Source organism: Bradyrhizobium oligotrophicum, assembly GCF_051168495.1.
Taxonomy (GTDB): Bacteria; Pseudomonadota; Alphaproteobacteria; order Rhizobiales; family Xanthobacteraceae; genus Bradyrhizobium; species Bradyrhizobium oligotrophicum_A.
The window spans coordinates 35327-47806 of the sequence record NZ_JBNPVB010000017.1; the positions used below are offsets into that span (position 1 = coordinate 35327).

General features: G+C 67.4%; 7 protein-coding genes and 1 tRNA gene. 2 read left to right on the forward strand and 6 right to left on the reverse strand.

Annotation, left to right across the window (positions count from 1 at the left end; all coding sequences use genetic code 11):
* Positions 1-85: 85 nt before the first annotated feature.
* Genes ACQR1B_RS27150 through ACQR1B_RS27165 form a run of 4 tightly spaced genes read right to left on the reverse strand, consistent with a single transcriptional unit; the run spans position 86 to position 10161 of the window.
* Entirely contained in the window at positions 86-877 is a 792-nt protein-coding gene (locus tag ACQR1B_RS27150; RefSeq protein WP_434835451.1) for a phosphatase PAP2 family protein, read from the reverse strand.
* Positions 878-2620 (reverse strand): ArnT family glycosyltransferase, encoded by a 1743-nt coding sequence (locus ACQR1B_RS27155; RefSeq protein WP_434835452.1) that lies wholly within the window; start codon positions 2618-2620, stop codon positions 878-880. It abuts the gene before it with no gap.
* Positions 2621-2671: 51 nt separating this feature from the next.
* On the reverse strand, positions 2672-4933 hold the full coding sequence (gene pbpC / locus ACQR1B_RS27160; RefSeq protein ID WP_434835453.1) for a penicillin-binding protein 1C: 2262 nt from the start codon (positions 4931-4933) through the stop codon (positions 2672-2674).
* Positions 4930-10161 (reverse strand): alpha-2-macroglobulin family protein, encoded by a 5232-nt coding sequence (locus ACQR1B_RS27165; protein ID WP_434835454.1) that lies wholly within the window; start codon positions 10159-10161, stop codon positions 4930-4932. Before ACQR1B_RS27165 ends, pbpC begins: the two co-directional genes overlap by 4 nt.
* Positions 10162-10620: 459 nt before the next feature.
* On the opposite strand from ACQR1B_RS27165, the gene ACQR1B_RS27170 reads away from it, so the two are divergent.
* A tRNA-Arg gene (locus ACQR1B_RS27170) sits at positions 10621-10697 on the forward strand.
* Between the two features lie 164 nt (positions 10698-10861).
* Positions 10862-11599, forward strand: coding sequence for an FkbM family methyltransferase (locus ACQR1B_RS27175; protein ID WP_434835455.1), 738 nt, complete (start codon positions 10862-10864; stop codon positions 11597-11599).
* A 38-nt stretch (positions 11600-11637) separates the two neighbouring features.
* Here the strand turns inward: ACQR1B_RS27175 and ACQR1B_RS27180 are convergent, their stop codons facing one another.
* Together ACQR1B_RS27180 and ACQR1B_RS27185 are read right to left on the reverse strand one after the other, a co-directional pair.
* Positions 11638-12051: a hypothetical protein gene (locus tag ACQR1B_RS27180; protein ID WP_434835456.1), complete on the reverse strand. Its 414-nt coding sequence runs from the start codon at positions 12049-12051 to the stop codon at positions 11638-11640.
* A 142-nt stretch (positions 12052-12193) separates the two neighbouring features.
* A complete protein-coding gene (locus tag ACQR1B_RS27185; protein WP_434835457.1) occupies positions 12194-12331 on the reverse strand; it encodes a hypothetical protein in 138 nt (45 codons plus the stop codon).
* Between the last annotated feature and the right edge of the window lie 149 nt (positions 12332-12480).

Genomic DNA, 12480 nt, shown 5'->3' on the forward strand with positions numbered 1-12480 from the left:
TCGTGAGGGCGTGATCGGGCCGGTTCCTGCCCCGGGCGCTCCGGCGGAGGCTTATTATGGGGCTTGGGGCCGGCTATCAACCCTTTTAGCGCGGTACGATTTGGCCGTCCTTCGCCAGGCGAAAGCCGAGCCGCCGCGCTGCGAACCAGTAGCGGACGAGCATGGCTCCCAGGAGGCCGACAACCGCCCCCGCGACCACGTCACTGGGATGGTGCGCGAGCAGCACCAGCCGGCTTCCGGCAATGGCCAAGGCATAGACGTACATGGGAACGCGCAGCCGTGGCCACACGGCGGCGACCGCAAACGCCAGCGCGAACGCCGTCACGGCATGCGCCGAGGGCATGCTAAAATAAGCCGGCGTGCCGTTGAATGGTTCGAAGTTGAAGGCGTCCGCCTTGCCACCCACGAACGGCCGACCGCGTCCGATGATGTATTTCAGCCCCTGCGCGGTCAGAAGCGAGACGACCAGCGCGAAGAAGACGTATTGAGCATGAGTCGCAAGATGAAGCAGACGGCTGCGCGAGGCCTGCGGCCACAATGGCGCGATCAGGATCGTCAGCACCACGGCGGCGCCGAGAACGCTCAGCACATATTCGTCCTTGCCGAGATCGGTGAGGATGCGGACCGGCCAAAGCCCCGGCGTCCCGCGCGCCGGCATCAGGCCGATCTCGACGGCATCGAAACCGACCATCAGAATCAGCACCGCCCCGAGACCGATGCCGCCTACCAGCAGAACCTGCCGCCGCAGGCTGATCCATGCCTCCGCCGCGGGCGGCTGTTGCGGCCGCCGCACGAGGCGAGTCAGCGACCATCCGCCGAGCAGCGCAAGCTGAGAGAAGTAGCCTGGCGATGGCGAGGGCGTGTCGGGCGCGGACATCTATTCGGTGCCTTCCGAACGATAGATCGCGATCGAGACCGGACGGCCCTGGGAGATGTTGTAGCCATCGATGCGCTTGGCGACGTTGTAGCGCAGCCCGATTGCCTCTGCGCGCTGCACGAAGGAACGTTCGGAGCGCTGCTCGATCAGGGCGAACCGGCAGGTTCCCTGGCTGAGGAAGTCGGCCGCGCCCGAGCCATCCGTCAGTTGCGTCGACGTTCCCGCCATGAACACCAGGCTCGGCTCGTGGAAACCTGCTGCGGCCGCCTTCGGCCCGACGCAGACGACGTTGCGCAGCGCGCGTGCGACTTCCGCGCTGGGAAACAGCGGGGTCAGCGCCGGCAGCACGACGCCGTAGACCACGAAGGCGAGGAACAGCGCCGCCACGCCGGCATTCAATAGCGAGCGCTCGGCGCGGCCGTCGTCATACAGCCACCACGCGAACAGCCCGAAGATCAGCGACGCCGCCACGAACGGCCAGGCCAGGAACACCGGCTGGTGCGTCACGATGATCGCGCCGATCACCGCGACCACCGAGGTGATGGCGGGAATCGCGAACCACCAGGCGGCGCCGCGGCGCAGCCAGGTGCGCGACAGCACGCGGCGTTCCAGCGCGCCGACCGTGAGGATCGCAATCGCCGGATAGAGCGGCAGCACATAATGCGGCAGCTTGGTCAGCACCGCCTCGAACACGATCCAGGACGGCACCAGCCACGCCAGCAGGAATTGCGCCCCGGGCTCGCGCCGTGCGCGCCAGACGGCCGGCGCGGCCATCGCGGCCAGCGGCGCGCCGGGCCAGAAGGTGATGAAGAACAGCAGCAGGTACAGGCCCGGCGGCGCGCCATGGGACTCCTGCGCGCCGATCTTGCTCAGCATGTCGCCGCCGACGGAGTCGGCAAAGAAGGTGTCGCCGGCGCGCAGGAAGATCAGCACGAACCAGGGCAGCACCAGCACCAGCATCCACATCAGGCCCCACAGGGGGCGGAGACGCCACAGCCACGACGCGCCGCGATCCATGATCGCGAGCGCAATGATGGTGAGGGCCGCGAACATCAGGATCAGCGGACCCTTGATCAGGATGCCGCCGGCCAGCGCCGTCCAGAAGATCGCAGGCGGCCCCCACGGCGGATGCTCCGGATCCTCGCCGCGCTGCCAGGACAGATAGACGCGAGCCAACGCGCCCATCGCAGCCACGACGGTAAACAGCAGCATCGCATCGGTCTTGGCGAGCCGCGCTTCGGCGCCGAGCAGCACCGAGCAGCACAACAACAGCGCCGCGAACACCGCGCCGCGCCGCGTGACGAAGGCAAGCGCGGTCCAGTAGGTCAGCAGCACCGCGCCGATGGCGCCGATCAGGGAGGGAATCCGATAGACCCAGATGCGCAACTGCGCGCGCGGCAGCCCGAGCGCAGACACCGTTTCGACCGTGGCCGATTGCAACCAGTAGATGCCGACCGGCTTCTTATAGCGCACGTCATCCTGGAAGCGAATGTCGACGTAATCGCCGCTCTCGACCATCTGCTTGGTCGCCTGCGCGAAGCGCGCCTCGTCGCGGTCGATGGCCGGAATCGTGAAGAAGCCCGGAAGAAACAGCAATAGCCCGCAGACCAGCAGGAACGCGACCGCCCTGGCGTGGCTCACGGTGACGGCATCGATCATCCGCACCAGCCGATTGCCCGGATTCACCAGGTTCTTCGGCTCGCGCGGCTCTCCAAAACGGGGGCGGGCATAGGTCTCGACCATGGGGTTCCGAATACGCTGAAACCGCCATGCCGACAACCGCTTAGCGAACGCTCACTGGATTCTGACCACAACTGTGTCCGCAGCGCCCGTGGCGTCGATCACGGTGAGGCGGGCAAAGCCGGGTCCGGGCGGATCGATCAGGCGCTGGCGCCGGCTGTCGATCTCGCCGACCGGCAGCCCATTCACCAGCATCGTCAGCGGCAGCACGCCGCCGGAGACCTTCACCGGCATGACCGCGGCTTCGGGTCCCGCGGAGCGGTCGACATCGATGCGTGATCCATTCAGCGGAAACTGAATGTGCGGCGCCTGCTCCGCGCCTGTGCGCACCAGCTCGCCGATCGGACGGAACCGGCGTAGCGGCAGCGGCAACTTTGAATTGCTGGCGACCAGTGCAGCCTTGGGCGGCTTCGGCAAGGCCGCCGGCAGCTTGCCTGAGCGCGCGAAAGCATCGAACAGGATGGGCGCCGCCGCGACACGCCCGATCAGGCCGGGCACCGGCGCGCCGTCCGGGCGGCCGACCCAGACGCCGACCGTGACGCGGCCGTCGAAGCCGACCGACCATGCGTCGCGATAGCCGTAGCTGGTGCCAGTCTTGAAAGCGATGCGGTTGCGCGCGGCATTTTCCGGCGGCGGCGTGCCCAGCAGCACGTTGCCGACCTGCCAGGCGGCCGCGGCATCCATCAGGCGCATCGGCTCGCGGGCATCGTCCTCGGCCATCATGATCTCGCGCAGCGGCCTGGTGGTGCCGAGCCGTGGGAAGCCAGCATAGAGCTGGGCAAGATCCTGCAGAGTCACGCCGACCCCGCCGAGGCCCATCGCGAGGCCCGGCGCCTCGTCCTTCGGCAGCACCAGATTGCCGCCGGCCTGCTTCAGCCGCGACGTCAGCCGGCTGGCGCCGACGCGGTCGAGCAGCACGATCGCCGGAACGTTCAAGGAGAGCTGCAGAGCCTTGCGCACCGGCACCGTGCCCTGGAACGTCATGTCGAAATTCTCCGGCGCGTAAGAGCCGAAGCGCACCGGACGGTCTTCGATCAGGCTCTCCGGATGCACGAAGCCGTCCTCGAAAGCGAGGCCATAGATGAACGGCTTCAGGGTCGAGCCGGGCGAGCGCACCGCGCGGGTCATGTCGACCTGCCCGGCCCGCTTGTCGTCGAAATAATCGGCCGAGCCGACATGGGCGAGCACGTCGCCGCTGTCATTGTCGACGACGATGATGCCGACGGAGATGTTCGGCCCAAGCGCTGTGGCGCGATCCTTCGCCAGCGGCTCCAGCACCTTCTGCAGCGACGCGTCGAGCGTCAGGCGGATGATCGACTGGTCCTTGACGAGCGCCGTGGCCTGGTCGGCCGCATGCGGCGCCAGGATCGGCAGCGGCTTGCGGAACGCCGGCACGGCTTGCGCCTTGGCCTGCGCGGCCTCCTCGGCCGAGATCACGTGCTCGGAGACCATACGGTCGAGCACGCGATCGCGGCCTCGGCGCGCCGCCTCCGGGTGCCGGTCCAGCCGTCGCGTCTCCGGTGACTGCGGCAAGGCCACCAGCAGCGCGGCTTCGGCCAGCGACAGCCGCTTCGGCTCCTTGCCGAAATAGGCGATCGAGGCCGAGCGGATGCCTTCGAGATTGCCGCCAAAGGGCGCGAGCGTCAGATAGAGGTCGAGAATCTCGTCCTTGCTCATCTGATGCTCGAGCTCGAGCGCGCGCACCATCTGCCGCAGCTTGGCTCGCAGCGAGCGTTGCCGCCGTGGCTCCAGCAGCCGCGCGAGCTGCATCGTGATGGTCGAGCCGCCGGAGACGATGTGGCCATGCGAGCCGAGCTGGATCGCGGCGCGCGCCAGCGCCCGCGGATCGACGCCGTGATGATCGAAGAAGCGCTGGTCCTCATAGGCCAGCAGCAGCTTCAGATAGGTGGGATCGACATCTTTCCTCGCACTGACCGGCAACCGCCACCGCCCATCGGCCATCGCATAGGCGCGCAGCAGCTTGCCATGACGATCGACGACGGTGGTCGACACCGCTTTGGCCTCGCGCAGCGGCAGCGGGCCGAGGGAGATGGTGTAGGCGGTCAAGGCGAGAACGATTGCAACCAACGAAAGCAGCGCGCACGCAAGCAGCCGTTTGACGCCCTGCCCTCTCCGCACGTCATGGCCGGGCTTGTCCCGGCCATCCACGTCGTTCGGAGCGTGCGGAGCGAGCGTGGATGCCCGGGCCTTCGCCGCGCCGAAGCGGCTTCGGCCGCGCAGGCGGGTCAAGCCCGGGCATGACGGAGTGTGTGGCTCCGCCGCGCGTCCATCACCGCTGGTCTCACCCTCGCTCATTTCGCCGCGCGGACCTCCACCGAGCCTGTGCCCGTCCGGCCATAGCGCGAGGGATTGTACATGTCCTCGACATAGGCCTGCGGCAGCACGTATTTGCCGGGCGACACCGCGCGCACGACGTAGGCGACCGTGAACACCGCCTTGGAATCCGCGGCACGATCCAGCGCGGCGGTGAAGCGGTCGTCGCGGAACTCGGTATTCACCGGCTCCTGGCCGTCCTCGATCCAGTCCAGCGTGCCGCTGTCGCCCGACGACACCAGGCGCGGATTGTCGATCTCCAGGCCGGCCGGCAGATAGTCCGACACCATGATGTGCCCGTACTCCGGCTTGGCCTCGGTAACCTTCAGCACGACGGCAAAACGGTCGTTCTGCTTGGCCGTCCTGATGTCGGCCGGCTTGCCATCGAGCGTGTAGTAGCCGCGCTCGATCTTGAAGCCGTTCGACGCCGCCGGCTCCGGCGTCAGCGGCGAGCCGGACACCGAGACCACCGCCTGCACCGGCGCTTCGCCGGTGTTGGTGATCTTCAGCGGCTGGCCGGACAACTCCGCCGCCTTGTAGCTGCGGTACAGCGCGGTCTTCACCGCCTGCCCGTTCACATCGATCGTCAGCGTCTCCTTGGCGAGCGCGCGGGCCGCCAGCACCATCCACGCATTCTCCTGCGTCGAGGTGTACGGCGTCAGCCCACGCGCGGCCTCGACGCGGGCCACGGCCTGCGTGAGCGTCGCGCGCGGCGCATTGCCCTCGCCCGCCAGCGACACCAGCGCCGCCGCATCGCGCAGGTCGGAGCCGTAGTCGGTGCGGCCGAACACCAGCACCGGCTTTGGCGCGAGGCTGTCGGCCGCCGCGCCATAGACCCGCTCGGCGCGGGCGCGGTCGCCGACCAGCGCGAGCGCCGCTGCGAGCTGCGCCTTGGCGATCGGCGTCGCGAGATTGCCGAGCTTGGTGTCGGCGAGATAGCGCAGATCGCCGATCGGAGCCGCGCCGTTGCGCGCGAGCACATAGAGGCCGTAGGCGAGATCGCGGCCGCCGCTCTTCTCCGGCTCCTCGGCATTGACGACCGAGTTCCTGACGCGGTCGAGCGCGCTCTTGAACAGCACGTCCGGCACCGCAAATCCCTTTTCACGGGCGCGGGTCAGGAAGTCCGTGACATAGGCATCGAGCCACGGATCCTCGCCGCCGGCCGACCACAGCCCGAACGAGCCATTCGAACCCTGCCGTGCCAGCAAGCGATCGATGGAGTCGCGGATGCGCTGGTCGACCTCGGTATCCATGGCGAGATGCGCGCCGGCCGCGAGCTCGTTGACATAGAGCAGCGGCATCGCACGGCTGGTGATCTGCTCCGAGCAGCCATGCGGATAGCGGTCGAGCGCCTTGAGGATGGTCGCAGCATCCAGCGCGGTCGACAGCCCCGCCGACAGCGACACCGTGCCGGTGCCCGCCACGAGATCCGAGAACATGTCCGACGTCAGCGTCAGGCTCTCGCCCTTCGCAAGCGTGCGGATCGAGCGCCGCGCCAGCACCTGGGTCGCCGGCTTGACGTCGAGCTGATAGTGCCGCGCCAGGCTGAGCCCATTTGGCCCCCTGATGTCGACGTCGATCTGCGCCTTGCCGGTGCCGCTGGCCTCCAGCGGCAGCGTCGATGAGGACCGCTGCTTGGCCGCCAGCTTCATCGTCACATTGGCATTGCCGGACACCTTGACCGGCCCGCTCGCCTTGACGCCGACGACATAGTCGCCGGGCGCGCCCTCGACATTGTCGAGATCGAACGACAGCGTGCCGCGATCGCCACTCAGCAGGAAGCGCGGCAGCGTCGTCGTTAGCACCACCGGATCACGCACGGTAACGTCGACCGTCGCGCGGCCGAGCTTGGTCGCGCTCCACGCCACCGCCATCACCCGCGCGGTGCCGGCGAACTCCGGAATGTCGAAACTGACCTCCGCCGTGCCGTCGGGTCCGACGGTGACGATGCCGGAATACAGCGCCAGCGGCTTCTGCGTCGGCGGCGAGCCCTGCAGCTCGGCGCCGCCACTGTCACCGCCGGAGCGGATCTGGCCGCGCGCGCCCTGCATGCCGTCGATCAGCTGGCCGTAGAGATCGCGGATCTCGGCCGAGAGCTGGCGCTGGCCGAGATAATAGTCGTCCGGCGCCGGCGGCTTGTAGTTGGTGAGGTTGAGAATGCCGACATCGACCGCGGCGATGACGATCTTGGCGTCCTCGCCGGGATTGAGCCCGCCGATCTTGACCGGGATCTTCAACGCCGAGCCGGGACGCACCAGCGCCGGCGGCGTGAGCGCCACATTGAGCGTGCGCGCCGACTTGTCGATGCCGAACCAGGCCAGCCCAAGAGCCCGGCCCGGCATGCGCTGCGCGGCCGCATCGAGCGGACGGCGGAGTGTCGTCACGACATAGGCGCCCGTGCCCCAGTCCTTGCCGACCGCGAGCTTGACCTGGCTGGTGCCTTCCTTGACCTCAATGGTCTGCGTCGTCAGCAGCCGGTCGCCGAGCACGTTCACCGTCAGCTTGCCGGCGGTGCGCGCATTGACCGTCACCACCATCGTGTCGCCCGACTGGTATTGCGGCTTGTCGAGCGAGGTCTCCAGCAGGTCCGGCGTGTCGGCGCTGCCGTCGGTGTACCAGCCGACGTCGAACTGCAGCGAGGTGGCCGGGCCATCCGCATCCGCCGACTTGACGTCGAGGCGATAGCGCCCCGCCTCCGGCTGGAAGCTCAGCCGCGTCGGCTTGCCGGCCGCGATCGCAACGTCGCCGTCGCCGACACGCTTCGTCGACTTCACCGGCTCATAGGCCCAATAGGAGTTCTGACGGTACCACTGGTAGCGCGACTCGATCTTGAGCAGCTCGTAGCGCAGGCCGCTGCGCGCCAGCGTCTTGCCCTCCGGCGAGACGAACACGATGTCGAACTCGGCCTTGTCGCCCTCGCCGACGCTCTTACCGGAGAACGACGGCTTGATGCCGATCTGCGCCGCCTTCGGCGCGACGGGGAGCACCAGCTTGCGCTCGACGGCGCGGCCGCCGGTCTCCGCCATCCGCACATAGATCTGCGCCTCCTGCGGCCGGCTGGAGGACGGCGGCTTGGGCAGGCTCACCGGGAAGGTCGCTGCGCCCTTGTCGTCGGTCTCGGGGAGCCCCTCGATCGGCGTGCGCTCGTTGGAGGCGCTCTCCTCGTCGGCGACGCCGAACTGATAGCCCGGAAAGCCAGGACGCTCCGAGGCGGTGGTGACCAGCAGGTCGCCTTCGAGCTGCAGGCCGGAGGCCGGCGCGCCATACAGGAAATGGCCGTCGACCTTCACCTCCACCGGAGTCTCAGCCTTGATCTGCTTGTCCTTGGAACTCAAATCGAATTCCAGCCGCTCGGGGACGTAGTCCTCGACCATGAAGGTGGTCTCGCCGACCGCCGTCCCCTTCGGATCGGTGAAGGCGCGCACGCGGTAGGTCCCGGTCGGCACGGCCGAATTCAGCGCCACGCTGAGCGAGCGCCCGCCAGCGCCCTGGTCCGGCAGAACGGCGCGGCGGAACTCGACGCCATCCGGACGCTCGACGACCAGCGTCAGCGGCGTGCCGGTCATGGCGTTGCCCTTGCCGTCGCGCAGCAGCGCGGTGAGGTAGACGGTTTCGCCGGAGCGGTAGACGCCGCGCTCCGAATAGACGAAGGCATCCGGACCGGCCGGCGCCTCGCGGCCGGAGACACCGCGGTCGGACAGGTCGAACGCCGTCGTCTTTAGGCTGAGGAAGGCATAATCGGCCTTCTCGCCGGAGACGGTCAGCATGGCCGGCGACAATCCGCCCTCGCCGCGCGCCAGGCCCGTCTCGAACAGCGCGTGCCCGGCCTCATCGGTCTTGCGCGTCGCCAGGATCTCGTTGTTGCGCGCCACCAGCCGCACCTCGGCGCGCGCCACCGGATCGGTCGAGGCCAGCGAATTGACGAACACGTGGATGCCGTCATTGCCGGAGAAGGCGGCAACGCCGAGATCGGAGACGATGAACCATTGCGTGGCGAGCTGGCCGCTGTCCTCGTCGCTGTTGCCGCTGGCCGGGCCCTTGGGCGCGGCGGTCATCACATAGACGCCGGGCTGCATGTCGCTGATGGCTTGGTCGACCGGGAAGGCGGTCGTGACGTCCTGGTTCAGCGTCATCGCGGTCGACAGCTCGCCGCTCCACACCTTCATGCCGCGCTGGTCGCCGAGCTCGCTGAGCTGGTAGCTCGACAGCGGCCGCTGGAAGTCGCTGTCGATGACCGTGTTGATCAGGTTGCGGTCGCCGACCCGGAACACGCTGATAGTGACCGCGGGCGTGTTGACGCTGACCAGCGGAATGCCCTTCTGGCCAGTGCGCGGCAGCACATAGGCCTTGCCGGTGAAGCGCACGAACGGCTTGCGGTCGCGGACATAGATATTGAACTCGGCCGATTTCGGCAGGGTCTCCTTGACGCCCGACGGCAGGCCGGCGCGCAGATTGATGTTGTAGCGCTCGCCGTGCTTGAGGCCTTCGACGCAGAGCTGCTTGTCCTCCGAGGTCAGCGCCGGCTTGTCGTTGCCGGCCTGGGCCACGAACGGCGAGAAGTCGGTGCGCTTGGCGAGATCCTCGGAGAATTGGAAGCAGGCGCGCGGGCTCGCCGAGTCCGAATCCACGGTATAGTCGAGCAGCTTGAAGCCGTGCTCGTCGCGCATCCGCTCGTACTGGCCTCTGACATCGGCGACCTCGCGCAGATCGAGCGACATCCTGAGCGTATCGAGCGCCGGCCGCCACAGCTTGCGCTCGGCCATGGTCTTGCCGAGCACGGCGAGCGCATCGGCCTCCTCGCCGGCGTTGCCGGCGCGCTGATAGGCGATGTAGGCGGCGGTCGAGGCCCGCTCCAGCAGGAAGGTCTGCTCCGAGGTGTTGATCGGCTTGATCTGGTTGAGCACGGTGCGCGCCAGCCGCAGCCAGTTGCCGGAATCCTCCGGCGCCGCGGTCGCGATCTGGCCGAGGATCTGCAAGCCCGTGCGCAAATCGTTGCGCCGCAGCGCTGCGTCGGCATCGGTGCGGAGCGTCGCGAGCGGCTTGTTCACGGCCCCCGCCTCGGTCTTGATCTGGGCCTCCAGCTTGATGGCGGCGTCCGCCAGATCGTCGCGCCTGAACGCCTTGTCGGCGGCATGCGCCGGACCGGCGACGGAGACCAGGCCGAGCGCCATGGTGGCGCAGAGGACGGCGGCGCGAACCAGACCGATCATGGGACAGCTCCTTGGGGGCTCTTCGTGCGGCTGTTCAGAGGTCAGCGGCAAGCCGCCCGTGTTTGGCCGATTCGTGGCAACAATGGACGCGAAATGGTGACGGACCGATGGCAACGGTTGTGAGAGCCAACATAGTGGCCCGTCGCCCATGGAGCCATCGGTAGGCGGGAGCGGACGAAAAAATCTGTTCATCAACGGCAATTCACAGCACATGGCATACCGGCAAAGGCCGCGGCCGGGGGTCCACCGGCGCCGCCGACGCGAAGGGGTGGCCCACCTCCGCCTCCGCTTGGTCGCGCCGACTCCGGATTCGGTTCGGCCGGACTTGGCGAAACGGAAGATTTTTCATATGACCCGTGCTAGGGGTGTCGCGCCGCCCCGGCCCGCCCGGCCTCGCGGCATTCATCCCGTGACGTTCATCTTCCGGTGTTGATCGGATGATGTACATCTCGCGACCACGGTCCCATAGCTCAACTGGATAGAGTAGCGGATTTCTACTCCGCGGGTTGCAGGTTCGAGTCCTGCTGGGATCGCCAGTCGCCATCGTCGCGCCATCCTGCCGCCGCGCCGCTCGTTCATTTCCAAACATGGCTGACAACGACGTGGCCTTGGACCGTGGGGCTCCCTTCCGGACGAAGGCTCCTCGTCATCGGTGCATCGTCATCGTTGCCGGACGAGCGGCTATGGTGGGGGGGCGTTGGTGGCAAAGCATGAGGGGGCGCGGTTTCTGGTGAGGGTGCTGCGGTCCCGCTTCCGCGACCACAGGACCGAGCTTTCCGAACTGCAGCGGACGATCCGACGTGGCGACATCGTCTGCGACATCGGGGCCAACAAAGGCAGCTTCCTCTACTGGCTGGCGCGGTGGTCCGCGCCGGGGCGCGTCATCGCCTTCGAGCCGCAGCCCGATCTGGCCGAAGGCCTGGCCCGGCTGTGCCGCCGGTTTTCCCTCGACAACGTGGTGGTCGAGCCGAGGGCCGTCTATTCCTGCACCAGCCGCAAGACGCTATTCGTGCCCGATGGGCACCAGCCCGGGGCATCGCTGCTGCAACCCGCCGAGCGGTCGCGAACGATCGCGGTGCAGACCGTCGCGCTGGACGATTACCTTCCCGCCACCGGACACGTGTCTGCGATCAAGATCGACGTCGAAGGCGCCGAGCTCGACGTCCTGCGCGGCGCCAGGCGCACGTTGCGGCGCTGCCGGCCGCTGATCGTCGTCGAATGCGACCGCCGCTTGGCGACGCTCGACCGGGTCAAGCAGACGTTCTCGCTGCTCCTCGGCCTCGGCTACCGCGGCGAGTTTCTGAACCGAGGCAGGCTGCTCCCCCTGTCGGCGTTCGATCCCGAGATTCACCAGCGCGCGGATGGCGAATGGTCCTGGAAGCGTAAGGACTATTGCAACAACTTCGTGTTCCGGAGCCTGGACCCGCGCGCATCGTAAGGCAATGAATCGGCAGGATGACGCGCTAACATCACGGCCTAGTCGCCGATGGATCCGGCAGCCATCAACATTCGCTCGACCAGGCCGTCGAACTCCTCCTTGGCGATGGGATCAGACGCCGCCATCTCGTCATAAGATTTTCGGAAGGGCTGCCACCAGTGATGCCGCTGTCCCGCGTCGAACAGGATCCGCGCGGCGGCCTCGATCTGCGGCAATGTCGGCCGCCTGCTCACGACGTCATTCCCCTCTCCTCCGGCGCTCGCATCCTCTCGGCCGGTAGCCACGGCCCCTCCTCGGACGGAGCGCTGCCGGCGCTCGGCACGATACATTCGGAACAGCCGGTCGAAACCATTTCCCCTCCCCGACGAAAACGTCCTGAAACACGGTGCCGGCATTGTGGCCCTATCACATTGACCATTGGGGTTGCCGATGTCCGCGCTGATGAGCTTCATTTACGAATCCTATTGCCTGAGCTGCCGAGCGATGTTTCCCGAGCTCTATGACAACCGTACGTCCCTGGCGGAATGATCTTCGCTGAGGCCGCCCATGGCCGTAAGAATGGCAGGGGCTGCCTCCCGCGTTAAGCTTTCCTCTTCAGCTTAACAGCGGCTTCCATTTGACGCCTGCACCTTCATCCGCCACGTCGTGGCGATGGAGCCTTTTGATATGTTCGAATTCGCTGTTTTGATCGCAATCTTTTTCATCGCCGCAGTCGCAGTCGTAACCGTCCATCAGCGGCGCAAGGACGTCCTTTACGGACCTTATATCGAACGGGGGTCATGGCCTTCGTCGCCGCATGACGACAGCGTCGGAGCCTCGTCGTCGTGACTCCTGGAGGAACCAACCGAGGCGCCAGAAATAGGCTGAGCCCGCCAGCAAAC

Bases quoted from the DNA above. Each gene is read 5' to 3' on its own strand.
- ACQR1B_RS27150 (WP_434835451.1), bottom strand. From the start codon at position 877: ATGTCCGCGCCCGACACGCCCTCGCCATCGCCAGGCTACTTCTCTCAG.
- ACQR1B_RS27155 (WP_434835452.1), bottom strand. From the start codon at position 2,620: ATGGTCGAGACCTATGCCCGCCCCCGTTTTGGAGAGCCGCGCGAGCCG.
- pbpC (WP_434835453.1), bottom strand. From the start codon at position 4,933: ATGAGCGAGGGTGAGACCAGCGGTGATGGACGCGCGGCGGAGCCACAC.
- ACQR1B_RS27165 (WP_434835454.1), bottom strand. From the start codon at position 10,161: ATGATCGGTCTGGTTCGCGCCGCCGTCCTCTGCGCCACCATGGCGCTC.
- ACQR1B_RS27180 (WP_434835456.1), bottom strand. From the start codon at position 12,051: ATGAAGCTCATCAGCGCGGACATCGGCAACCCCAATGGTCAATGTGAT.
- ACQR1B_RS27185 (WP_434835457.1), bottom strand. From the start codon at position 12,331: ATGGACGGTTACGACTGCGACTGCGGCGATGAAAAAGATTGCGATCAA.